The 23887-nt window shown below is 70.8% G+C and carries 21 protein-coding genes and 1 tRNA gene; 14 read left to right on the top strand and 8 right to left on the bottom strand.

Going from position 1 to position 23887, the window contains the following annotated elements:
• The first annotated feature begins 7 nt into the window (after positions 1–7).
• From C8E96_RS01880 to C8E96_RS01845, 8 genes are read left to right on the top strand one after another with little or no spacing between them, the layout of a single operon-like run.
• Positions 8–1264, top strand: a complete 1257-nt coding sequence (locus tag C8E96_RS01880) for a beta-ketoacyl-[acyl-carrier-protein] synthase family protein (RefSeq protein WP_091370428.1) — start codon at positions 8–10, stop codon at positions 1262–1264.
• A gap of 13 nt (positions 1265–1277) precedes the next feature.
• Complete coding sequence (locus C8E96_RS01875; protein ID WP_166657846.1) at positions 1278–3008, top strand: fatty acyl-AMP ligase; 1731 nt, start codon at positions 1278–1280, stop codon at positions 3006–3008.
• Positions 3005–4012, top strand: a complete 1008-nt coding sequence (locus C8E96_RS01870; RefSeq protein WP_091370430.1) for an SDR family oxidoreductase — start codon at positions 3005–3007, stop codon at positions 4010–4012. Before C8E96_RS01875 ends, C8E96_RS01870 begins: the two co-directional genes overlap by 4 nt.
• Positions 4009–5718, top strand: a complete 1710-nt coding sequence (locus C8E96_RS01865; protein WP_091370431.1) for an acyl-CoA dehydrogenase family protein — start codon at positions 4009–4011, stop codon at positions 5716–5718. Before C8E96_RS01870 ends, C8E96_RS01865 begins: the two co-directional genes overlap by 4 nt.
• Positions 5715–6881: an acyl-CoA dehydrogenase family protein gene (locus C8E96_RS01860; RefSeq protein ID WP_166657845.1), complete on the top strand. Its 1167-nt coding sequence runs from the start codon at positions 5715–5717 to the stop codon at positions 6879–6881. Before C8E96_RS01865 ends, C8E96_RS01860 begins: the two co-directional genes overlap by 4 nt.
• Positions 6882–6889: 8 nt before the next feature.
• Entirely contained in the window at positions 6890–7156 is a 267-nt protein-coding gene (locus tag C8E96_RS01855; RefSeq protein WP_091371340.1) for an acyl carrier protein, read from the top strand.
• 29 nt (positions 7157–7185) lie between these two features.
• The gene (locus C8E96_RS01850) at positions 7186–8052 is read left to right on the top strand and encodes a sterol desaturase family protein (RefSeq protein ID WP_091370434.1); all 867 of its coding nucleotides are present in this window, start codon (positions 7186–7188) and stop codon (positions 8050–8052) included.
• A complete protein-coding gene (locus C8E96_RS01845; protein ID WP_091370437.1) occupies positions 8049–8663 on the top strand; it encodes an HAD family hydrolase in 615 nt (204 codons plus the stop codon). Before C8E96_RS01850 ends, C8E96_RS01845 begins: the two co-directional genes overlap by 4 nt.
• A gap of 1089 nt (positions 8664–9752) precedes the next feature.
• Here the strand turns inward: C8E96_RS01845 and C8E96_RS01835 are convergent.
• The 5 genes from C8E96_RS01835 to C8E96_RS01815 form a co-directional block, all read right to left on the bottom strand.
• On the bottom strand, positions 9753–10073 hold the full coding sequence (locus tag C8E96_RS01835; RefSeq protein WP_091370439.1) for a hypothetical protein: 321 nt from the start codon (positions 10071–10073) through the stop codon (positions 9753–9755).
• The gene (locus C8E96_RS01830; RefSeq protein ID WP_133794113.1) at positions 10063–10452 is read right to left on the bottom strand and encodes a hypothetical protein; all 390 of its coding nucleotides are present in this window, start codon (positions 10450–10452) and stop codon (positions 10063–10065) included. Before C8E96_RS01830 ends, C8E96_RS01835 begins: the two co-directional genes overlap by 11 nt.
• A gap of 2 nt (positions 10453–10454) precedes the next feature.
• The gene (locus C8E96_RS01825) at positions 10455–11540 is read right to left on the bottom strand and encodes a hypothetical protein (protein WP_091370441.1); all 1086 of its coding nucleotides are present in this window, start codon (positions 11538–11540) and stop codon (positions 10455–10457) included.
• Positions 11541–12500: 960 nt separating this feature from the next.
• A tRNA-Arg gene (locus C8E96_RS01820) sits at positions 12501–12572 on the bottom strand.
• Between the two features lie 25 nt (positions 12573–12597).
• Entirely contained in the window at positions 12598–13776 is a 1179-nt protein-coding gene (locus tag C8E96_RS01815; RefSeq protein ID WP_166657844.1) for a lytic transglycosylase domain-containing protein, read from the bottom strand.
• Between the two features lie 188 nt (positions 13777–13964).
• Between C8E96_RS01815 and C8E96_RS01810 the strand changes: the two genes are divergently transcribed.
• Positions 13965–14870, top strand: coding sequence for a cation diffusion facilitator family transporter (locus tag C8E96_RS01810; RefSeq protein ID WP_091370443.1), 906 nt, complete (start codon positions 13965–13967; stop codon positions 14868–14870).
• 1 nt (position 14871) lies between these two features.
• Here the strand turns inward: C8E96_RS01810 and C8E96_RS01805 are convergent, their stop codons facing one another.
• The 3 genes from C8E96_RS01805 to C8E96_RS01795 form a co-directional block, all read right to left on the bottom strand.
• Complete coding sequence (locus C8E96_RS01805) at positions 14872–15543, bottom strand: DUF305 domain-containing protein (protein ID WP_228769674.1); 672 nt, start codon at positions 15541–15543, stop codon at positions 14872–14874.
• The gene (locus C8E96_RS01800; RefSeq protein ID WP_091370445.1) at positions 15540–16370 is read right to left on the bottom strand and encodes a DUF3105 domain-containing protein; all 831 of its coding nucleotides are present in this window, start codon (positions 16368–16370) and stop codon (positions 15540–15542) included. Before C8E96_RS01800 ends, C8E96_RS01805 begins: the two co-directional genes overlap by 4 nt.
• 107 nt (positions 16371–16477) lie before the next feature.
• Positions 16478–17185 carry a DUF3105 domain-containing protein gene (locus C8E96_RS01795; RefSeq protein ID WP_228769675.1) on the bottom strand — a complete coding sequence of 236 codons (708 nt, stop codon included), beginning with the start codon at positions 17183–17185 and terminating at the stop codon, positions 16478–16480.
• Between the two features lie 73 nt (positions 17186–17258).
• Here C8E96_RS01795 and argS point away from each other — a divergent pair, with 73 nt between their 5' ends.
• The 5 genes from argS to thrB are packed head-to-tail and all read left to right on the top strand — an operon-like array spanning position 17259 to position 23598.
• The gene (gene argS, locus C8E96_RS01790; protein WP_091371344.1) at positions 17259–18914 is read left to right on the top strand and encodes an arginine--tRNA ligase; all 1656 of its coding nucleotides are present in this window, start codon (positions 17259–17261) and stop codon (positions 18912–18914) included.
• A gap of 7 nt (positions 18915–18921) precedes the next feature.
• The gene (gene lysA / locus C8E96_RS01785) at positions 18922–20358 is read left to right on the top strand and encodes a diaminopimelate decarboxylase (RefSeq protein WP_091370450.1); all 1437 of its coding nucleotides are present in this window, start codon (positions 18922–18924) and stop codon (positions 20356–20358) included.
• Positions 20355–21662, top strand: coding sequence for a homoserine dehydrogenase (locus C8E96_RS01780; RefSeq protein ID WP_091370452.1), 1308 nt, complete (start codon positions 20355–20357; stop codon positions 21660–21662). The genes lysA and C8E96_RS01780 overlap by 4 nt, the downstream gene beginning before the upstream one ends.
• A complete protein-coding gene (gene thrC, locus C8E96_RS01775; protein WP_091370454.1) occupies positions 21659–22729 on the top strand; it encodes a threonine synthase in 1071 nt (356 codons plus the stop codon). The genes C8E96_RS01780 and thrC overlap by 4 nt, the downstream gene beginning before the upstream one ends.
• Entirely contained in the window at positions 22726–23598 is an 873-nt protein-coding gene (gene thrB / locus C8E96_RS01770; RefSeq protein WP_091370456.1) for a homoserine kinase, read from the top strand. The genes thrC and thrB overlap by 4 nt, the downstream gene beginning before the upstream one ends.
• Positions 23599–23887: the final 289 nt, after the last annotated feature.

The raw sequence follows: 23887 nt of genomic DNA, 5'->3' as shown, positions 1-23887 counted from the left end.
GACTTCGATGACCGAGAAAGACCTGGGCGCGGCGCGCCGGGTGGCGGTGACCGGGATCGGCATGCGCACCCCGGCGGGCAACACCGTCAAGCAGGCGGCGGCCACGCTGCTCGCCGCCGAGTCGACCGCGACGACGCTGCCGGAGCTGGTGGACGGCGACGCCGTCGTCACCTTCGGCTGCGCGGTGTCCGAGCTGGACGAGCACGAGCACCTGACGCCCAAGGAGCGCCGCCAGCTCGACCGCCCGTCGCGCCTCGCGCTGTGCGCCGCGCTCGACGCCGTGCGCGACGCGGGTCCTGAGTGGACGATCGAGCCCGACCGCGGCGGCGTGTTCGTCGGCACCGGCATCGGCGGGCTGAGCACCATGGAGGACGCCGCGCTGCGCAACCAGCACCGGCCCAACCGCATCCCGGCGATGACCGTGGTGCGGGTGATGAACAGCTCACCGGCCGGGCGGATCGGCGCGAAACTGGGGCTGCGCGGGGCATCGCCCACCATCTCCACCGCGTGCGCCAGCGGCGCCACCGCCATCGGCGAGGCCGCGCGCCGCATCCGGTCGGGCGACCTCGATGTGGCGGTGGCGGGCGGAGTGGACGCGCCGCTGTCGCCGCTGGTGGTCTCGGCGTTCGCCGCCATGCGCGCGCTCAGCACCCGGGTCGACGCGCCGCGGCTCGCGTCGCGCCCGTTCGACGACGACCGCGACGGGTTCGTCATGGCCGAGGGCGCGGTGTTCCTGGTGCTGGAACGCCTCGACCGGGCCCGCGAGCGTGGTGCCCACATCTTCGGCGAGGTCGCCGGCTACCACGCCAACACCGACCCCGGCGACATCGTCGCGCCAGCGCCCGACGGCGCCATCGCCGCCGCATGCGTGCAGGCCGCGCTCCACGACGCCGGGCTCTCCGCCGCCGACATCACCCACGTCAGCGCGCACGGCACCAGCACCACCCAGGGCGACCGGGCGGAGGCACTCGCGCTGGCCAGGGCGTTCGGCGACCGCTGCCCACCGGTCACCGCGCCGAAGGGTGTCGTCGGGCACATGGTGGGCGCGGCAGGCGCGTTCGAGGCCGCCATGGCGCTGGTCTTCGCCGCCGACGGCGTGGTCCCGCCCGTGGCGAACTTCCGCTCCGGTCGCGACGCCGAGCCCATCGACCTCGTGGTCGGTGCGCCCCGCCGCGTCGCGCCCGGGCCCGCCGTGTCCACCTCGTTCGGCTTCGGCGGCCAGAACGCGAGCCTCGTGCTCACCCCCGCCCCCGCGATCCCCTGAAAGGCAGCTTGCTGTGACCACGTTCCCGCACCACGTGCGCGCCAAGATCGAGCAGGTGGGTGACCGCTGCTCCTACACCTACGTCACCCGTCAGGGCCGCGACACCGTGGAGCGCTCGCTGACCTTCCCGGAGGTCGACGAGCGCGCCAGGGCGCTGGCCGTCGCGCTCGCCGAACGCGACGGCGACGGCTCGGTCCTGCTGATGTTCCCGGCGGGGCTGGAGTTCGTCTGGTCCTTCCTCGGCTGCCTCTACGCCGGGGCGGTGGCCATCCCGACGCCGCTGCCCAGCACCGACAACCGGGCCCTCGAACGGGCGGGCCGGATCATCGGGGACGCGGGCGTCGACCTGGTCCTCACCGACGCGCGCCACCAGCCCGAACTCGAGGCGTGGCTGCGCGACAGCGGGCGCGGCGGTGTGCGGTGCCTGGCCGTCGACACCGCGGAGCTGCCCGACGCGGCGCGGTGGCGCATGCCCGAACTGCGACCGGACGACGTGGCGTACCTGCAGTACACCTCGGGGTCGACCAGCGAGCCGCGCGGTGTCGTCGTCACCCACGAGAGCCTGCTGCACAACACCGGCGAGATCTTCCGGATGCTCGACGGGCCCGAGTTCGGGGTGTGCGCGGGCTGGCTGCCGCACTACCACGACATGGGACTGGTCGGTCAGTTCCTCGAACCCCTCTACGCGGGCGGAAGCCTGGTGTTCACCTCGCCGCTGGCGTTCGTGAAGCGGCCCGCGCTGTGGCTGGAGATGATCAGCGCGCACCGCGCCGGGTACACGGCGGCGCCGAACTTCGCCTACCAGTGGTGCGCCGACCACGTGCGCGACGAGCAGCTCGCCGGGCTGGACCTGTCGAGCCTCTCGGTGGCCATGAACGGCGCCGAGCCCGTCCGGGTGGCCACCCTCGACAAGTTCGCCGACCGCTTCGGCCCGGTCGGCTTCCGCCGGTCGGCCTGGCGCCCGGTCTACGGGATGGCGGAGACGACGCTGCTCGTCACCGGGGTGCCGACCACCCCGGAGCCGGCCGTGCTGACGGTGGACCCGGTGGCGCTGGAGCGCGACCAGGTGGTGCCCGCGGCGGGCACCGACGCCACCGAGCTCGTCTCCTGCGGGCGTCCGGTGTCGCTGGAGGTCCGGATCGTCGACCCGCGGTCGCGGTCGGAACAGCCCGAGCGCGCGGTCGGCGAGATCTGGGTTCGCGGCGGGAGCGTCGCGGGCGGCTACTGGAACGACCCCGAGGCCACGGCCGAGACCTTCGACGCCCACCTCGACACCGGCGTCGGACCGTTCCTGCGCACCGGAGACCTTGGCTTCCTCGTCGACGGCGCCCTGCACGTCACCGGCAGGCTCAAGGACCTGATCATCCTCAACGGCCGCAACCTGCACCCGCAGGACATCGAGGAGGCCGCGGCCGGGGTGCACCCCGCGCTCGGGTTCGGCGCGGCGTTCGCGGTCGACGGTCCCACCGAGCAGGTCGTGCTGATTCAGGAGGTGCGGCCAGGCAAGCTGGGTGAGCGCACCCCCGCCGAGGTGTGCGACGCCATCGCGGCCGTGCTCGGAGACCGGCTGAGGCTGCCGGATGTGAGCGTGGTGCTCGTGCGCGCCGGGGCGGTGGAGCGCACCACCAGCGGCAAGGTCCGCAGGCGCCGCATGCGCGAACTGTTCCTCGACGACGCGCTGACGGCGATCGAGCGGCGACTTTCGTCCGGCCTGGCCGCCCGCCGGGTGGAGGTGCCGGCATGAGGGTGCTGGTCACCGGCGCGACCGGAATCGTCGGCACCGAGGTCTTGCGCGCGCTGCGGGCGAACGGGGCCGACGTGGTCGGCTGCTCGAGGTCGGGCTCGGCCGACGGCGTGCTCACCTGGCACCTGGGTGTCCAGCCGCCGCCGGACGAGCTGACCGACCGACCATGGGACGCGATCGTGCACGCCGCGGCGGACATCCGCTGGAACCTCGCCGACGAGGCGGCCCTCGCCGCGAACGTTGACTCGGCGCGAGCCGTGCTGCCCCTCATCGGCGCCGCGACGAACGTCGTGCACGTCTCGACGGCGTTCGCCACGGGGCTGCGCGGCGACATCTCCTCGCCGGACCGGGACGACTACCGAAACTCCTACGAGTGGTCCAAAGCCGCCGCGGAGCGCGAGATCGACGCTGTGTGTCCCAATTGGACGGTGCGACCGCCGATGATCATCGGCAGCCGCGAGGACGGCCGCATCGCCCGCTTCCACGGCGTCTACCAGGTGCTGGAGGGCTACCTGTGGGGCTCGCTGCCGGTCATGGTGGCCAACGACCGGGGCCCGGTCGAACTCGTCGCCGTCGACGACGTCGCCGCGATTGTCGTCGACCGGGTGCTGGCCGGGCGACCGGACGGCAAGCGGTCGATCACTCCCGGCGCGGGCGCGGACGCCCTCGCGGGCAAGGAAGTCCTCGACATCGTCTTCGACGAGCTGAACGCCTGGCGCCGCGCGCACGGCGTCGACCCGGTGGACGCGCCCAAGGTCATCGAGCCGCGCCGGTGGCACCGGTTCTTCCGGCCGTTCGCCGAACAGCACCTCAGCCGCAGCCAGCGCGCGGTGCTGCACGCGTTCGACCCGTATCTGCCGTACTGGGCGCTCGACGACCACGTGCACCCCGACCACCTCGTCACCGAGGTGGAGGCCACGCTGCGGGCAAGCATCCGGTACTGGGCCGACCGGCACCCGCGCACCGCCTCGACCACCCCGCGGCCCTGGCGGGCGGCGACGTGACCGCGCCCGCGTACCCGCCGTTCACCGCGGTGGAGGAACTCGAAGCGCACCTGGGCGACCCGCGTGACGACGACCTGGTGTTCTCCTTCGCCGCCTGCGCCGAACTGGACGAGGCGGAGGCGTTCCCGGACGAGATCTGCGCCCACCTGGAGGCGTGGGGCGTCCACCACCACTACGTGCCCGAGCACCTCGGCGGCAGGCTGCACTCCTTCGAGCACGCCGCGCACCTGTTGCGCGCCATCGCCCGCCGCGATCTTACTGTCGCGATAGGACACGGCAAGACGTTCCTCGGCGCGGTGTCGGCCTGGGTGGGAGGTGACCCGCGGGTGGCCCGCGCCGTCGCCGACGAGGTGCTCGCGGGCACCCCGATCTCCTGGGGGCTCACCGAACGCGCCCACGGCAGCGATCTGCTGGCCGACGAGGTCACCGCCGTCCGCGACGGTGACACCTGGCGGGTCACCGGGGAGAAGTGGCTCATCAACAACGCCACCCGCGGCGAGATCACCGCGGTCCTGGCGCGCACCGCGCCCGAGGGCGGGGCCCGCGGGTTCGACGTGATCTTCGTGGACAAACGGTACCTCCCCGCCGATGCCTATGCCTGCCTGCCCAAGGAACACACCATGGGCATCCGGGGCGCCGACATCAGCGGCATCCGGTACGTCGACGCGGTCGTCCCCGAGTCCGCCCGCGTCGGCGCGCCCGGCGCGGGCGCCGAGATCGTCCTGCGCGGCCTGCAGCTCACCCGGACCCTCTGCGCGGCCCTGGCGCTCGGCGGCGGCGAGCACGCCCTGCGCACCGCGACAACGTTGCTGCGCGACCGGGTCGCCGAGCCCACGGTCCGTCGGCGGTTGCTCGACGCCTACGCCGACCACGTGGCCAACGAGGTGGTGACCACCGTCGCGGCCCGCTGCGTCCACCACCTGCCGGGGGAGATGAGCGTGGTCAGCGCCGTGGCCAAGTATCTGGTCCCGCTGCGCACCGACGCGTTCATCCGCGCGCTGGCCGAACCGCTCGGCTTGGCCGCGGTCACGAGCGGGACCTTCGAGAAGGTCGCCAGGGACAACCGTTTGGTGGACCTGTTCGACGGCAACCGCGTCGTGAACCTGCACGCGGTGGTCAACCAGTTCCCACTGCTCGCCGGGAGCTGGGCGCGGCCCGCCGACCCATGGGCGGTGTTCGACCTTGGTGCGCCGTGCCCGCCGTTCGAACCGGGGAAGTCGCGGATGATCGCCGCCAAGGGCGTCTCCGTGGTCCGCGCGCTGGCCGACGCGGTGGTCCGGTTCGAGCAGGCAGCCGCCGACGACTCGGCCCTGGCCCACGCGCTGCCACTGGTACGGGGCCTGGCTTGCGCGGCCGAGCGCGTGCGGGAGGAGCTGGCGGCGCTGCCGCCCGCGGGGGTGCGCGTGCCGGTGGAGCACTTCGCCGTCGCCGAGCGCTTCGCCCTGGTGTTCGCGGGCGCGGCGGCGCTGGGCACCTGGCTGGCGACCCGCGATGGCGCCGTTGTCGCGGGTGCCGAGGAGGCGTGGGCGGGCGCGGCCTGGCCCTCGGCGGTGCTGCACCGGGTCCTGAGTGGACTCGGTGAGGAGCCCCCGCCGTTGGATGCCGCGGTCGCCGAGCTGTTGCTGAACCGGCTGTTGTCCCAAGTGGACTCGGGGCGGCTGCTGTCGGTGTTGTCGTGCCGTGTGGCGGAAAGCGGGTCGCTGTGAGCGTGTGTGAAGCGGACCTGGAGGCGGCGTTCGGCGCGGATGTCGGGGACGTGCTCGCCGCCGACGAGCAGCGGGTTCCCTGGGGCGCCGAGGTGCTCGCCGGGCTGGGCGTGTCCGCCGCGTGCGTGCCCGCCGACCTCGGGGGCGGCTGGAAGGACACCGCCGAGCTGATCGGGTCCCTGCGCGCGGTGTGCCGCCGCGACCTGACCGCGGGACTGTCGCTCGTCCTGGGCGCGGTCCGGCCCGTGCTGCTGCCCGCCGCGTCGGCGGAGGTCGCCGCGCAGGTCCTCTCCGGGCGGCTCGTCGCCTTCGCCGACGACGACGTGTCACCCCGCACCGGCACCGTCGTGACGCATGGCCGCGACGCCGAGCTGCTCGTCGGCACCCGCGCGCGTCGCACCGTGCTGGTCGACGGGCGTGAGCTGGACGAGCTGCGCCGCGACCTGCGGCCTGTGGCGTTGTCCGGCTGCCGGGCGCTGGACGTCGCCGTCACGTCCACGCCGATCCCCGGTGCGAGCAAGGAATCCGGTGCCGATCCGGATGACTGGGCCTACTTGGTCAGCTCCGTCGTCGGCGCGGGCGCCGCGGTCGGCGCGCTCGACACCTGTCTGCGGCTGGTGCTGGACTTCGCGTCGGAGCGCAGGCTCTACGGCGTCGGGCTGCTGGACCTGCCGCACGCGCGCGGCCTGATCGCCGGTGCCGCGGTCGACCTGCGGGTGGCCGACGCGCTGTCCCGCGCCGCCGCCGCCGCTGTCGACGCGCGAGCCGACGAGCAGGTGGTGGCAGGCGCGGCTTTCGTCCTGCCCAGGCTGCTCAGTGCGGCCGTGCGGGACCTCGCGACCGTCCTGGGCGCGCGGTTCTACCTGCGCGGCGGCCCTCACGCCTGGTTCGGCAAGGCCGTGCGCGACCTGGCGGTGCTGCGGGTGCTGTGCGGCGACGGCACCCGGTGCGCGCCCGTCGCGGACAGCCCGGCGAACCTGGCGGCACTGGCCGACCAACCGTGGTCGCACGTGGTGCGCGACCGCGTCGACCGCGTCGAGGACGAGGGCCGCCCACCGCTGCCCGAGCCCGTCGCCGACACCGTCCTGCCCGAGGTGCTGAGCGCGCACCGGGACAGGGTTTCGTTCGACAGCAACCAAACCCCGCTCGGGGCACAAAGGTGAGGATCACGATGAGCGAGAGCACGACGAACACCGACCCGACGGCGGTCCGGGAGTGGATCACCGACCAGGTCGCCCGCTACGTCGAGCGGGACGCGGCGGACATCGACCCGGACGTCGACCTGGTCACCTACGGCATGGACTCCCTGCGGGCGCTGACCCTCTCGGCCACGATCGAGGACGAGTTCGGCCTCGAGGTGGACGAAAGCCTTGCCTGGGACCACCGCACGGTCAACGCCATCACGCAGGTGCTGCTCGCCGAGCTGGCGCGCGTCTGAGCCCGACAACCCGCGAGGCGAGGTGAGCCATGGAGGAGTTTCCGGACATCGTCTACTGGTCGGTGCCCGCGTTCCTGCTGCTGATGGTGATCGAGATGATCTCCTACCGGCTGCTGCCCGACCCGGACAAGGTCGGCTACACCGGCAAGGACACGGTCACCAGCCTGGCGATGGGCGTCGGCAGCGAGGTGTGGGCGATCGTGCTCGGCGTGGAGTACCTGCTGGCGTACTCGGCGTTGTACTGGCTCGCCCCGGTGAAGATCGACTTCGCCTGGTGGATGTTCCCGGCGCTGCTGGTGGCCCAGGACTTCTTCTATTACTGGAAGCACCGGTCGCACCACGTGGTCCGGTTCTTCTGGGCCTCGCACGTCGTGCACCACTCCAGTGAGCACTTCAACCTCTCGACCGCGATGCGGCACTCCTGGTTCAGCCCCGGCGGCTGGATCTTCTATGCCCCGCTCATCCTGCTCGGCTTCCACCCGCCCGCAGTGCTGTTCTGCCACTCGGTGAACCTGCTCTACCAGTTCTGGGTGCACACCGAGCGGATCGGGAAACTGCCGCGCCCCATCGAGTTCCTCATGATCACTCCGTCGCACCACCGGGTCCACCACGCCGCGCAGGGCAGCTACCTAGACCGCAACTTCGGCGGCATCTTCGTGGTGTGGGACCGACTCTTCGGCTCCTTCGCCGAAGAGGTGGAGAAGCCGCGCTACGGCCTGACGAAGCCCATCAACACATACAACCCGTTCCGCGTGGCATTCCACGAGTGGTCGGCACTGGCGCGCGACCTGCGCCACGCCCGCGGCTGGTCCGACCGGTTCGCCTACCTGGTGCGTCCACCCGGCTGGCACCCTGAACCCCGCGCACGAGACGAAGAGGTAGGCGCGACCCGATGACCGACACCCCTTACGACGCCGTCATCTGCGACGTGGACGGCGTGGTCCGGCACTGGCCGGCGGACGGAATGACGAGCCTGTCCCGCGCCTACGGCCTACCCGAGGACACGCTGGCCACCGTCGCGTTCGACCAAGCCCTACTGGAACCCGCCATCCTCGGCAAACACACCGACACCCAGTGGCGCAACGCGGTCGCCGAGGCCCTCACCGACCTGTGCGGCTCCACAGAACGAGCCACCGCCCTGGTAGCGGAGTGGAGCGCCCTGCGCGGCCGAGTGGACCCCGACGTCCATGCCCTGCTCACCGCCGCCCGACGGAGCGTGCCGGTTGTCCTGCTGTCCAACGGCACGACCCGCCTGGAGGCGGACTTGGCGGAACTGGGCCTCGCCAATGGCTTCCCGTTGGTCAACAGCGCGCGGCTCGGCATGGCCAAACCCAAGCGCGAGGTCTACCGCCACGCCGCCCAGGTAGCGGGCGCACCCGTCAACCGCTGCTTGTTCATCGACGACACCCTGGAAAACGTCGTCGCGGCGGAGTCACTGGGCATGACCACCCACCACTACCGACGCCCAGCCGACCTGAGGCATGCCCTGGCGCTCTTGGTGGACTGAGAGGCAACGGCGCCGATGGTGGTCGGCGCCTTGTCGCTGTTTGTGGGTGCCCCGGCGCGGCTGTACAGCATCTACACGAAGTCCAATCCGCCGCGAACTGCTGTTTTATGTCCATCAGCGTCACGTTGTTGTCGCGGGTCGATGTCCAAGCGATTGAGCTGCGTGGTGACCAGGACGTGGCGTGTGATTTGGCGCTGCGGGCAGCGACGTTGATCCACCGCATCCCATGCTGGTGCGAACGCCCTCGTAACGCACCCCGGCGCGCCCGGCGCCGACCGGGTCAACGTGTCCTCAGGAGGTTCCAGGTCGTTTCCACGATCCCGTACTCCGACGCCACATCAGACGGCGGTCTCTCCCCACCCATCGCCCAACGCCCCCTTTGGACTCCGGCAGATTCGGCTGAACAACGGAGTCGATCCGGGTGCGGTCGGCTCGGCGGGTGAGGCGTGGATCAAGGTCGGCAACAGGCTGGCCGGGTTCGGGGACCTGGTCGTCAACGCGATCGGCAGCAGCGAGATCACCTGGACGGGCAGGCAGCGCGGACCTACGACCAAACCTGACCGCGACGGCATCGGCTGCACCCGCGTTCGCCCCGGCATCGGCCGCCGCGAAACCGGCGATGGACGCGACACCAGCGGAACCGACTGGAACAGCGGATCAGGCGTTCAGTCCAGCGGAGGCACGGGCGGGCCTGGAGGGCTCGGCGGTGGGGCCGGTCTGTCCGGTGGACAAACCGGCGCGGGTGGAGCGGGTGGTCGCGCGGGCGCGTCCCCGTTTGGGGCACGGCCGCCGGCGGGACCTCGGCGGGTCGCTGGGCCGGTCGAGCGGGCGCGACCGGCATGGGTGGCGCTATGGGTTCTGGTGGCCGGGTGCCGATGAGGACGACAGAGCCCAGGCTACTTGGTCGAGGCTGTCCGGAGGGCTTGTTCGGCACCGACGAGATCCTTGCGCCCCGGTGATCGGCTTATAGCTACGGCGTCTTGACCCGCCACGATTGCCTGGCACTCAGTAACGACACCGAACCCGGAGGGATCGTCCGGACGGACGTCCCTCCGGGTTCGGTGTGCCAGGGATGTCGGTGCCAGGAGGTCAGCGCATCGCCTGGGCGATGAGGACCAGAAGCGTGCCTGCACCGATCAGCAATGCGAGGGTGATCGCGCCGAGGACGGCGACTTGGCTGTACCGAGTGGCTTGTCGCATTCGGTGGTTGACCCCGAATGCGGCCGCGGTGCAGGCGAGCGGCGCCGCCCAAAGCCAGTGCGGTGCGACGACCAGTCCGACCACCGTGAAAGCGGCGATGAACACCCCCAGGATCATCGCATTGAGGCTGCCAGTCTTGACGAGACCGTCCTGCCATACCAACGGGATCGGACTGTCGTCCGGCCGGTTGTTTCGCTTGCTATCGACCACGAATCCAGCTCCGTTCGGAAAAATCTTCGCCGTCGTCCTCGCTGGAGCCGCGACGACGAACGGGACGCGACGTCGGTGAGGGTTCCGGATCTTGGGCTAGCTCGCGTGCGGCTTGTTCGCCGCGCGCGACGGCTTCGTCCTTGTCCTTTTCGGACAGCTCGGAATACCAGTTGACGAACTTCCCGGTGCCACGATTGAGAACCTCGTCGTAGGTTCCGGACTCGATTACGCCGCGGGGAGTGATGTTGCCTGCGAGTAGCTCACGAGCGAGTTCAGCCGCCGCAGGATCGCGAGTGTTGGCGGCCAGTCGGTTCAGAAGTTCAGTCCGGGCGCGGTTCTGCACAGGGTCTTCGGAAAAGCGCGGAGTGTCGTCGGTCATCATCAAGCTCCGGGATGGTCGTAGCCGGCGGGCAACGGGTGTGTCTGGAAGGCGCCGTTGGTGCCGACGAGCTCGAGAACGCTGCCGTGAATGCCTCGGATCGTATTCTGGATCGCCATGATCAGCCGGGTGGCGTCCTGCCAGAGTTCGACCATGTTCTTGCATTCCAGAGCCGCGAAACTCCACAGAATGGCAGGACCAACCACGGTCTCTGCCAGGACGCCGCCTGCGATCGCGGCAGCAGAAGCCCAGAAGATGTTGTCGAAGATCCCCTGGATGATATCGCTGAGCGCCTCGGCGGCTTCCCAAGCGCCCCTCGCGGCTTCCATGTACTTGTCGCGCAGCGTCGCGAGGACGGCGCTGTAGTCACCGACCCGGTGACCGAGGTTGTTGAAGTACTGGAACGCGCTATTGGCTGCGTTGCCAGTCCAGTGATCCAACAGCGCATTGATATTGACCCGCTGGTCCTCGGCGACATCGGTGCAGAACCACGACAGCGAGTGCAACGTCGACGCTGCTTTGGCGAATTGCTCCCAGTCCCCGGCAACCCACTGGGAGGCCTCCTGCACAGGGTTGACCCGAATAGTCGCCTCAAGGAACTTCTGCGCCCAGAATCCCACGCTGATCAGGTTGCCGATGTCGTTGATGGGCTGCATGGGATTGGTGAAGCCATGCAGAGGTTTCGGCTCGCTCAACCGCCCGGCGGGAATGTAGTGCTGCGTGATCGCCATTGGCATCGGCTCGCCGGACTGACCGGGCAGCGGAGGCACCTCCGGCCTACCCTCCGATTGCGGGTAAGTTCCGTCCAACCGCTCCGCCTCGGCCCTATCGACACTGTCATACATCCGCCACGTGCGATCCAACTCGGTTGCCGCGGCTCCACACACCTCTACGAGCGCCGTCAGTGCGGAGATGACGTCACGCCGGGCCTCCTCGTGGCTACCGACCAGGGAGACAAGCACGCCTGGCTGACTCCCGATGTGCAGGTTCTTCTCGGCGAACTCCTTCGCGGCTACCGCATCCTCATGATGGTTGCGCACAATTCCCGCGTACATGCCCAGCTGAAACGAATCGACCTTGAACGTCATCCCACACCCCCCGTGCGACACGCCCGCGTGTTCGGGGTGCAGCCCAGAAAGTACCGGGAGCGAGCACCTGGCGTGGTCGCCTTCACTCCGGACGGGCAGCGACCTATCACTCAGCGCGACGAGTCATGGCGGCAACACGCCATCGTCGCGAGCGGCAGTGGCATCGGATCGGACGGACCACGCGCCGCGGCCAAGGCACGTGCAGTCCGCCCACCCAGCGGTTTCGCTGCCGGTAGACCGGTAAGTGCGGTCACGCGCCCGCCCGCTTGCTCGCACGATCGGGTGTCATCGTCCTCGATGGTGTCGTACAAGTCGTCGTACACAGCTCAGGCCGCGCCGGGGGGGTCTCCTGAACCGCATAGCTGTCGAGGGCCCGGTGGGAGCATCTTTGCGGCGGAATGCAAGCCGGGAGGCTCAAGTCCATACGTGCCGGAATGAGCAGAGGGGCGAGTGGGAGTTCCCGGAGGGCGAATCCGGGTGAGGTGATCTCCACCTTGATGAAGCGCGACCCTATGCAGGGCGGGAGTGGACGGACAGCGGCGACAACCGGGATGACCGGGCCACTCAAACAACGCGAGCAGGGGGAACCAGGACCGTCCCCTGCTGCCCAGAGTTGAGGGGTACTCATCCTCCACCACATTCGGACCTTCGGGTTCGCGCCCGACGGTCGCCTCTTCTATGGCGAACGCAACCTTGCCGAGGTCCCGAAGCTGACCATCGTGAGGATCTGGCAGCGCGCGCGGGAAGCCGTGTTCACACCGGAGGTTGCCGCAACGAGTCTCGCCAACTCCGAACGACTTGCGGCGATGGGACGGCGCTGAGACGGTTTGATCTTCGGCACGTATTCGGCAGAGACACTCGGATACAGCCGGTCTGGGCCGGACACAGCCGGACACGCGAGAAAGCCCCTCGACCGCATACGTGCTGGTCAAGGGGCTTTCTTGGCTGTTCAGGGCTGTGTGCCCCCGGCAGGATTCGAACCTGCGCTCCCGCCTCCGGAGGGCGGTGCTCTATCCCCTGAGCTACGGGGGCCCATCGCTCGCGCGACTTGGGAAGCCTAGCGCATCTGGGTTTGGGGGATGAAGTCGGGCGGGCTACTCGGCGCGGGAGTCTGGTGGCGGGTCAGGTGGGTGGGGAGGGGGTTGGTGGGGGCTGCGTCGTCGGGGCAGGGGGTGATCAGGGCGTCGACTATGACGGTGAGGGGGGCCAGGACCGTTTCGCAGTCGGGGGGTGGGACTGGCTCGGGGAGGGGAGTCGGCTCGGGCTCTGGAGTCGGGGAGGGCTCTGGAGTTGGTGAGGGGTCCGGGGTCGGCGAAGGGGCCGGGATCGGCATCGGGGCGGGTTTGGGGGGTTCGATCGGTTCCGGGAGGGGGATGTCCGGCGGCGGGGGCGGGTCGGCCGGTAGGTGGGCGGTGACGACGGAGCCGGGCGTGGACGCGAGCGGGGGCGCGCCCTCCGAGTACCGGCGCGGCGGTAGCGGGGTGGCGCCCTCCGAGTACCGGTTCATCCACATCAGGACCGTCGACACGTACTCCGTCGAGTGGTTGTAGCGGTAGACCGCCGCGCTCAGGTCTGTGGGGTTGGACAGGTTCATGCCGCCTGAGCACAGGTAGCGGCCGGCCGCCGCCGCCGCGTCGTACACGTTGTGGGGGCTGGTGGTGCCGTCGCCGTTTCCGTCGGTTCGGTAGAAGGCCCAGGTGGACGGGATGAACTGCATCGGCCCGACCGCGCGGTCCCAGACCGCGTCTCCGTCGAGGGTTCCCCTATCGGTGTCGTGGATCGCCGCGATGCCGGGGCCGCCCGCGAGGACCGGGCCGAAGATCCGCGGTGACGTGTCGCCCGCCGGGTCCGCCTGGCCGCCGCGGGCGTGGCCGGACTCGACGTGGCCGATGCCCGCGAGGTGGTACCAGCGCAGGCCGCACCCTGACGGCAGGAGCGCCTCCGCCGAGCGGTACGCGGCCAAGAGGTTCGCCGGGACTCCTGCCCGGGTGAAGCTGGCCGGGATGACCGCGGGCGCGGGCTGGACTACCGCCGGAACCAGCGCCACGGGAGCGGGAACAGCCGCCGGAACAGCGGCCGGAACCCGGACCGGGATCGGCTCCGGAACCGCCCGCCGCGGGGTGGCCACCTCCGCGGGGGTCGACGCCTGGGCGGCGGCGCCCGCCAGGCACAGGGCGATCAGGGCGAGCGCTGTGGTCGGACGGACCCGGTGTGGCCTAAGGGATCGAGAGCGCACGCACTGCCTCATTCCATGTGACGATCCGTCGGTGTGTTACCCGCATCACCGTCTACCAGCCCGCGACCCGGGGATCCCCAGGCCACGCGTGGGTACCCCTCGTTCGAGTGGCGAAGGGGCACCGTCCGAGTGGCTTGTGCATTCATGCGCATGTGACAATATGACGGCGACGAAGAAGGGGTGGGGACATGGGGCACGGGCACGGACATGGCACCGCGGCAAGCGCTTCCGGCCGGATGGCGGGCCGCTTGTGGGCCGCCTTCGGCATCGCCGCGGCGATCATGGTGCTCGAGTTCGTCGTCGGGTTCGCGACCTCGTCGCTGGCCCTGGTGTCCGACGCCGCGCACATGCTGACCGACGTCGTGGGGGTCGGCCTGGCGCTGGCCGCGATCATGGCCGCACGTCGGGCGAAGGCCAAGTCGCACCGGACTTTCGGGCTTTATCGGGCCGAGGTCCTCGCCGCGCTGGCCAACGCGGTGCTGCTCTTCGGCGTCGCGGGCTACGTCGTCTACGAGGCCGTGGACCGCTTCGACAACCCGCCCGCCGTCCCCGGGTGGCCCGTCCTGCTGGCCGCCTTGGCCGGTCTGGCCGCGAACGTCGTCTCGTTCCTGCTGCTGCGCGACGGCGCGAAGGACAGCCTCAACGTCCGCGGCGCCTACCTGGAGGTCCTCGCCGACCTCATCGGCTCCGTCGGCGTCCTGATCAGCGCGCTGGTGACGATCCTGTTCGGGTGGCGCTACGCCGACCCGATCGTGGGTGTCGCCATCGGCCTGTGGGTGCTGCCGCGCACCTGGGGCCTGGCCCGCCGGGCGCTGCACATCCTGTTCCAGCACGCCCCCGAGCGGGTCGACGTCGAGGAGCTGACCAAGCGGCTCTGCGCCGTCCCCGGCGTGGCCGAGGTGCACGACGTGCACGTCTGGACCCTCACCTCGGGCATGGAGGTCGCCTCCGCCCACCTGACGATCACCGCCGACGCCGACCAGGCCGTGGTGCTGCGCGCGGCCCAAGAGCTGCTTACCGCCGATTACGGCCTAGAGCACGCCACGCTTCAGGTGGAGTCGCCGAACGCGCGGTGCCAAGAACTGTCCTGGTAGCTCAGAGAGGCTTTGCGCCGCGCTCGGCGAGCATCGACTCGAGCACCTTGATCTCGTTGGCCTGGCCCTTGAGGATCTTCTCCGACAGGTTGCGCACCTGCGACGTCGCCGCGTTCTCGCTGGCGTAGCGCGCCATGTCGAGGCCGCCCGCGTGGTGGCGCAGCATCAGCTGCAGGAAGTACACGTCCAGCTCGCGCCCGGTCAGCGTGCGCAGCTTCGCGATCTCCTGGCTGGTGGCCATGCCGGGCATGGCCCGCACCCCGCCGGACGCCTCGGTGGTGTGGCCGTGGCTGCCCGCCGCCATCCACGCCATGTACCCCGGCTCGGGCGACTGCTCCGGCTGGCCCCAGATGTCGAGCCAGCCGCTCATCGCGCCGATCTGGCCGAGCTGGGTCTGCTCGATGTCGAACGCGAGGCTCTTCACCGACAGGTCGGTCGTGTGGTCACGCGCCCAGTTGGCCATCGTGACCGCCTGCAGGTGGTGGACCTGCATGTCCTGCGCGAACCCCACATCGACCGACTCGGCCGTCGGGGTGCTCGCCTGCCGCACCACCGACAGCGTGATCAGCATGCCGACCGCCGCGCCGACCAGCAGGACCGCCAAAGCGGCGCCGGAGAGCACGAAGATCTTGCGCTTCGTGCTCTCCGGCGTGCCTTCGTTGTGCTCGGTCACTGCGAGGCGGGCGGGGCCTGCGGAGTGGACGCGGGCGCCGTGGGGGCGCCGGTCGGCGGCACCGGCTGCTGGCCGGGCGGCGTCTGCTGGGTGCCCTTGCCGTCCATCGGGATGGCGTCCGGTCCGGGCGGCTCGGCGGCGAACGGCGGCGGCGAGGCCGGGTCGAACACGCCGGGGCCGAGCGGACCGCAGGCCGCGTTGGGCTCCGGGTTCTGGTACTTGTTGCGCTTGAGCGACTTGATGAACTGCTCGACCCGCGGGTCGTCGGCGCTGTCCAGCTTGAGCTGGTGGCCCCACGACTGCATGGAGATCGGCTTGTCGAGCCCGGGGAACGGCGAGAGCATCATGAACGGCTGACCCTCGACCCGGCCCTTGAGCTTGTCCAGGTCCGCGCCCTGGATCTTGTCCGGGTTGTAGGCGATCCACACCGAGCCGTGCTCGAGCGCGTGGACCATGTTCTCGCTGCGCACGGCGGTCGGGTAGACGACACCCTCACAGTCGGCCCAGGCCTCGTCGTGCGGTCCGCCGAAGGGCGGGCTCTGGTCGTAGGCGACCCGCTGCGTGCCCTTGACGTGTTGGCCCGCCGGGTACTCCTTGCGCACGACGCCGTCGATGTTGACCGACGGGTCCTTGTTCTCCTCGGACACGGTGAACTTCTTCGCCGCGGCGATCTGGGTGTACGCGTAGCCGAAGATGCCGCCCGCCAGCAGGACGATGGCGACCACCGCGGCGATCGTGCCCCAGGGCGCGCCCTTCTTGGCGACGACGGACGCGCGGGCCGCTTTCACGCTGCCCTTGCTGCCTTTGTTCTTGGTGCCGCTGGCCATGCCGTCCTCGGACTTCTCGTCGACGGGGAGGTCCGACCCGGGTGGGGGCGAACCTGCACAGGGATGGTAGTGCGCGGACAGTCTAAGGAACCGATGTTCGGTCCCCGTCAGCCCCCGGTCACGGGCACCGCGTCGGCGCCCGGCGGCGTCGGGTCGAACGGTGGCGGATCGTCCTGGTCGAAGTGCGGCGGGCCGAGCACGTCGCACGACGCGCCGGGCTCCGGCGTCAGGTATTTGTTGCGGAGGGTGGCGCTGATGAACTGGTCGATGCGCTCGTCGTCGGCGGAGTCGACCTTGAGCTGCCTGCCCCAGGACTGCAGCGAGATCGGCGTGTCCTGGCCGGGGTAGGGCGACATCAGCAGGTACGGCTTGTTGTCGACCCGCTTGGCCAGCGCCTTGACCTCGTCCTCGCCGAGCCCCGGCTCGTAGCTGATCCACACCGCGCCGTGTTCGAGCGAGTGCACGATCGACTCGGTGCGCACGGCCTTCGGGTAGACGACACCCATGCACGCCGCCCACGCCTGGTCGTGGGCTCCGCCGAAGGGTGGCGCCTTGTCGTAGGCGACCCGCTTGGTCGGGTCGATGTGCAGGCCGGGCTTGTAGTCGAACGCGACCACGCCGTCGATCTTCTTCGTCGGGTCCTTGGTCGTCTCGGTCGGCACGAACTCCCGCGAGACCGCCTTCTTGCTTGTTGGCGCTTTCGTCGGTGCCTTGGTCGTGGTGGTCCCGGCGGCGACAGGTTTGCCCTGTTCAGCGGTGGTGCAGCCGGTGAGGACGACACAGGCGACGGCCACGAGCGCGGCGATCCGATTCACCTCGGGGAGTGTAGGCAACGGCCGGTCCGAGGCGGTGACGCCCTGTGAAACCCCGCTACCTAGACTTGTGCAGGTGACTCCCGACGTTCTCGCTGACCTGGTCCGTTCCGCCGCCATGACGATCTTGGGCGAGCGCGGCCTCGACACCTCCGTCGTCCCGGCCGTCGTGACCGTCGAGCGACCCCGCAATCCCGAGCACGGCGACTACGCGACCAACCTCGCGCTGCAGGTCGCCAAGCGGGTCGGGCTCGCGCCGCGGGAGCTGGCCGACGCGCTGGCCGCGGCCCTCGCGGAGACGACCGGGGTGGCTTCCGCGGAGGTCGCGGGCCCCGGGTTCATCAACCTGCGCCTGGCCGCCGACGCGCAGGGCCAGATCGTCCGCGAGGTGCTCACCGCGGGCTCCGCCTACGGCAACGGCGCCATGCTCGCCGGCCGCAAGATCAACCTGGAGTTCGTCTCGGCGAACCCGACCGGCCCGATCCACCTCGGCGGCACCCGCTGGGCCGCCGTCGGCGACGCGCTGGGCCGCGTGCTGTCCGCGCAGGGCGGCGAGGTCACCCGCGAGTACTACTTCAACGACGCGGGCGCGCAGATCGACCGGTTCGTCCGGTCCCTGATCGCCGCCGCGCAGGGCGAGCCCGCCCCCGAGGACGGCTACGCGGGCGCCTACATCTCCGACATCGCCGCCGAGGTCATCAAGCAGGAGCCGGGCGCGCTGACCGAGCCCGACAGCGCGGAGATCTTCCGCCGCATCGGCGTCGGTTCGATGTTCGAGCAGATCAAGAAGGACCTGCACGACTTCGGCACCGACTTCGACGTCTACTTCCACGAGGACTCGCTGCACAAGTCCGGCGCCGTGGAGAAGGCCGTGACCGCGCTCAAGGAGTCCGGCGGGCTCTACCTCGAGGACGGCGCCTGGTGGCTGCGCTCGAGCGAGTACGGCGACGACAAGGACCGCGTGGTCATCAAGAGCGACGGGCAGCCCGCCTACATCGCCGGTGACATCGCCTACTTCCAGGACAAGCGCGCCCGCGGCTTCGACCTGTGCATCTACATGCTCGGCGCCGACCACCACGGCTACATCGGACGGCTCAAGGCCGCCGCGGCGGCGACCGGCGACGACCCGGCGACCGTGGAAGTCCTCATCGGACAGATGGTCAACCTGGTCAGCGGCGGCAAGCCGGTGCGGATGAGCAAGCGCGCCGGAACCGTGATCACCATGGAGGACCTGGTGGAGGCGGTCGGCGTGGACGCCGCCCGCTACGCCATGATCCGCTCGTCCGCGAACTCCACTTTGGACATCGACCTGGACCTGTGGAGCAAGAAGGACAGCGACAACCCGGTCTACTACGTCAAATACGCGCACGCGCGGCTGTGCAACATCAAGCGCAACGCCGCCGACCTCGGCTTGGTCCTGTCCGACCTGGACGATGTGGACCTGGGTCTGCTCACCCACGACCGCGAGGGTGACGTGCTGCGCACCCTCGGCGAGTTCCCGCGCGTGCTGGCCACCGCCGCCGAACTGCGGGAGCCCCACCGTGTCGCGCGGTACCTCGAGGAACTCGCGGGCGCGCTGCACAAGTTCTACGAGAACTGCCGGGTGATCCCCCAGGGCGACGAGGAGCCGGGCCCGGTGAACCTCGCGCGGCTGGCGCTGTGCGGCGCGGCTCGCCAGGTCATCGCCAACGGGCTGGGCGTCCTCGGCATCGAAGCACCGGAACGGATGTAGGCAAGCGATGAGGGCACACCCGGCAGGGCCGCGGCACGCGGAAGTGCTGCCGCCGAGCAACACCCAGAGCGAGCGGCCCACCACCGTCGACGCGCTCGACGACCTCTACCCGTCGGTGTGGCCGCGCAACGCCGAGCGCGGCGACGACGGTGCCATCCGGATCGCGGGCGTCGACGTCCGCGAGCTGGCCGAGACCTACGGCACCCCGCTGTTCGTGGTGGACGAGGCCGACTTCCGGGCCCGCTGCCAGGAGCACGCCGCCGCGTTCGGCGACCCGGCGCTGGTCCACTACGCCTCCAAGGCCTTCCTGTCGGTCGAGATCGCCCGCTGGGTCGCCCAGGAGGGCCTGAGTCTCGACGTGGCCAGCGGCGGCGAGCTGGCCGTGGCGCTGCGCGCGGACTTCCCGCCCGAGCGGATCACGTTGCACGGCAACAACAAGTCCATCGCCGAGCTGACCACCGCGCTGGAGGTCGGGGTCGGCGCGATCGTCGTCGACTCGTTCCACGAGATCGCCCGCCTCGACAAGCTCGCCCGCGACCGCGACCTGGTCGCGCCGGTCCTGATCCGGGTCACCGTCGGCGTCGAGGCGCACACCCACGAGTTCATCGCCACCGCCCACGAGGACCAGAAGTTCGGCTTCTCGCTGGCGGGCGGCGCCGCGGCCGAGGCGGCCCGCCGGGTGGTCAAGTCCGGCGGCCTGTCGCTGCTGGGCCTGCACAGCCACATCGGGTCGCAGATCTTCGACGCCGACGGCTTCGAGGTCGCCGCGCACCGGGTCATCGGCCTGCTGGCCGCGCTGCACAAGGAGCACGGGGCCGACGCCCTGGAGTCGCTGACGGTCGTCGACCTCGGCGGCGGGCTCGGCATCGCCTACACCGCCCAGGACGACCCGCCGCCGACGATGTGGCTGGCCGACCAGCTGCGCTCCATCGTGAGCAAGGAGTGCGAGCAGGAGGGCCTGCCCGTGCCGCGCATCGCGGTCGAGCCCGGCCGCGCCATCGCCGGTCCCGGCACCGTGACCCTCTATGAGGTCGGCACCACCAAGGACGTCTCGCTCGGCCACGGCACCGGCCGCCGCTACGTCAGCGTCGACGGCGGGATGAGCGACAACATCCGCACCGCGCTGTACGACGCGGTCTACGACACCCGCCTCGCGTCGCGCTCGAGCGGCGAGGGGGAGCGGGGCACCGAGGCCGTGCTGTCCCGAGTAGTGGGCAAACACTGTGAGTCCGGTGACGTTGTGGTGCGAGACTGCTGGCTACCGGAGAACCTTGCTCCCGGCGACCTGCTGGCGGTCGCCGCGACCGGCGCCTACTGCTACTCGATGGCGAGCAACTACAACCGGCTGCCGCGGCCCGCCGTGGTGGCCGTGCTCGACGGCGCCGCGCGGCTGCTGCTGCGCCGGGAAACCGACGATGACCTGCTGAGACTGGAGATGCCGTGAGTGAGCCCGCCAAGCCGATCAAGGTCGCGCTACTGGGCTGCGGCACGGTCGGCACCGAGATCGTGCGGCTGCTCACCGAGCAGGCGCCCGACCTCGCGTCGCGGATCGGGGCGCCGGTGGAGCTGGCCGGGATCGCCGTGCGCAGGCTGGGCAAGGCGCGGCCGGGGGTGCCCGCCGAGCTGCTGACGACCGACGCCGCCGAGCTGGTCACCCGGCCCGACGTGGACGTCGTCGTCGAGGTCATCGGCGGGATCGAACCCACCCGCACGTGGCTGATCGATGCCCTGCGCGCGGGGAAGTCCGTCGTCACCGCCAACAAGACGCTGCTCGCCGAGCACGCGGGCGACCTGTTCGCCGAGTCCGACACCTTCGGCGGCGACCTGTACTTCGAGGCCGCGGTCGCGGGCGCGATCCCGCTGCTGCGCCCGCTGCGCGAGTCCCTCGCGGGCGACCGCATCACCCGGGTGATGGGCATCGTCAACGGCACCACCAACTTCATCCTCTCCGCGATGGACGAGACCGGCGCGGGCTACGCCGAGACGCTCGAAGAGGCCGCCCGGCTGGGCTACGCCGAGGCCGACCCGACCGCCGACGTCGACGGCTACGACGCAGCGTCGAAGGCCGCGATCCTCGCGTCGCTGTCCTTCCACACCCGGGTCACCGCCGGCGACGTCTACCGCGAGGGCATCTCCGCGGTCACGCCCGCCGATGTGTCGGCCGCGCGCGCCCTGGGCCGCACGATCAAGCTGCTGGCGATCTGCGAGCGGGTCGACACCCCCGACGGCGAGTCCGTCGCGGTGCGCGTCCACCCGGCGATGATCCCGCGCACCCACCCGCTGGCAGGCGTCAACGGCGCGTTCAACGCGGTGTTCGTCGAGGCCGAGGCGGCCGGACAGCTCATGTTCTACGGGCAGGGAGCCGGCGGTGCACCCACCGCCAGCGCCGTGCTGGGCGACCTCGTTGCGGTGGCCCGCAACCTGGTCGTCGGCGGGCGCGGACCGCGCGAGTCGGCCTACGCCGACCTGCCGGTGCGCCCGATCGCGCAGGCGTCGACCAGGTACCACATCAGCCTGGACGTCGCCGACCGCGCAGGCGTGCTGGCGGCCGTGGCCGCCGTGTTCGCCGAACACGAAGTGAGCATCTCGGCGGTGCGCCAGGAAGGCCGCGCGACGGACGCGAGCCTGGTGATCGTCACCCACTCCGCGCCCGACGCCGCCCTGCGGTCCACTGTGGACAAAATCGCCGGATTGCCGTTCGTGCACGAGGTGGTCAGCGTGATGCGGGTCGAAGGCGAGGAATCATGACCATCGGTGTGCTGCCCGGACGTCCGGGCATCATCGCGGCCTATCCCAACAGAATCCCCGTCCCCGACGGCGCGAAGGTGATCACTCTCGGCGAGGGCAACACCCCGTTGCTGCCCGCGCCGCACCTCTCGGAGCTGACCGGCTGCACGGTCTACCTCAAGGTCGAGGGCGCCAACCCGACCGGCTCGTTCAAGGACCGCGGCATGACCGTGGCCATGACGCACGCGCTGGCCCAAGGCCTCGAAGCGGTGATCTGCGCGTCCACCGGCAACACCTCGGCCTCGGCCGCCGCGTACGCCACCCGCGCGGGCCTGACCTGCGCGGTCCTGGTGCCGCGCGGCAAGATCGCGCTCGGCAAGATGGCCCAGGCCGTCGTGCACGGCGCGCGCATCCTGCAGATCGACGGCAACTTCGACGACTGCCTGGAACTGGCCCAGAAGACCGCCGCGGAGTTCCCCGTCGGCCTGGTCAACTCGGTCAACCCGGTGCGGCTGATCGGCCAGAAGAGCGCCGCGTGGGAGATCTGCGACGTCCTCGGCCGCGCGCCCGACATCCACTGCCTGCCCGTCGGCAACGCGGGCAACATCACCGCCTACTGGCGCGGGTACAGCGAATACGCCGCCGACGGCCTCGTCGAGGGCACGCCGAAGATGTTCGGCTTCCAGGCCGCCGGCTCGGCGCCGCTGGTGCGCGGCGAGCCGGTGTCCAATCCGGACACCATCGCCACCGCCATCCGCGTCGGCAACCCGGCCTCCTGGGCCGGTGCGGTCGCCGCGCGCGACGAGTCCGGCGGGCTGTTCGACGCCGCGACCGATGAGCAAATCCTTGCGGCGTACCGACTTCTGGCCGTGCGCGAGGGTGTCTTCGTCGAGCCGTCGTCGGCCACGAGCGTCGCCGGACTGCTGATCACCCACGCCGACGGTCGGCTGCCCGCGGGCTCGGTCGTCGTCTGCACGGTCACCGGTCACGGCCTCAAGGACCCCGACACCGCGCTGTCCACCATGCCCGAGGTCGAAGCCATCCCGGTCGACGCCTCGGCGGTGGCCACCGCGTTGGACCTGAGGTGAGCGTCCGCGTCCGGGTACCCGCTTCCACGGCCAACCTGGGCTCCGGCTTCGACGCGCTCGGCATGGCGCTCGCGCTCCACGACGTCCTGGAGTTCCGGGAGACCGGGTCCGGGCTCGAGGTCACGGTCACCGGCGAGGGCGCCGACGACGTCGCCCGCGACGAGTCCAACCTCGTGGTGCGCGCGTTCCGGGCCGCCTGCGAGCGGATCGGGTTCGCGCCCACCGGGCTCGCTTTGCGCTGTACCAACGTGATTCCGCACGCCAGGGGCCTCGGCTCCTCGGCGGCGGCGATCGTCGGCGGCATCGCGGGCGCCTATGGCTTGGCCGGACGTCCGCTGGATGACGAGGCACTGCAACTCGCCGCCGAGTTCGAGGGCCACGCCGACAACGTCGCCGCGAGCCTGCTGGGCGGTCTCGTGGTGGCCTGGTGCGACGACGACCGCTTCGGCGCGGCGCGGGTCGAGCCGCACGCGGACCTGCGGCCGATCGCGATCATCCCGGCCGAGTCGTCGGCCACCCACGTCACCCGCGGCCTGCTGCCGGACAAGGTCTCGCACGCCGACGCCGCGTTCGCCGCGGGTCGCAGCGCGCTGGCCGTGCACGCCGTCAGCACCCGGCCCGACCTGCTGCTCCCCGCGCTCGCGGACAAGCTGCACCAGGACTACCGGGAAAGTGCCTGGCCGTCGACCATTCGAGTGGTTCGCGAGCTGCGCGCCCATGGTGTCGCGGCGGCGGTGTCCGGGGCGGGGCCGACCGTGCTCGCGCTGACCACGGACGGTGCTCTGCCGACCGCGGTCGACGTCGGCGGGTTCACCGTGCTGCCCCTGGCGGTCGACCGGACGGGTGTCCAGGTCACCCCACTTGGCTGAACAGGGAACAAACACTGTGACCAGGCTGTTGTCCAGAGTTGGGTGGTCGTGATTCAGATCACTCGCGATCCGAGGCGTCGCCACGCGACGCGCTGTGGACCGGTTGTTGCACCTTCAGTGACGGCCGTCTACCCTCGGGGACGTTCAGTCACCGCGCGCACGGGCGCCCGGTGTCGTTCCCGGGATTCTTTCCGGGTCGCATCATCTGCCGAGTAGTCGGCTCAGTCCTTAATCAGGTCCGAGCCGAGGCTCGGAGGTACCCGACGACCGTGGTGACCAGATGCTCCCT

Source organism: Actinokineospora alba, from assembly GCF_004362515.1.
Lineage (GTDB): Bacteria > Actinomycetota > Actinomycetes > Mycobacteriales > Pseudonocardiaceae > Actinokineospora > Actinokineospora alba.
This window is presented reverse-complemented; position numbering and strand designations above follow the sequence as displayed.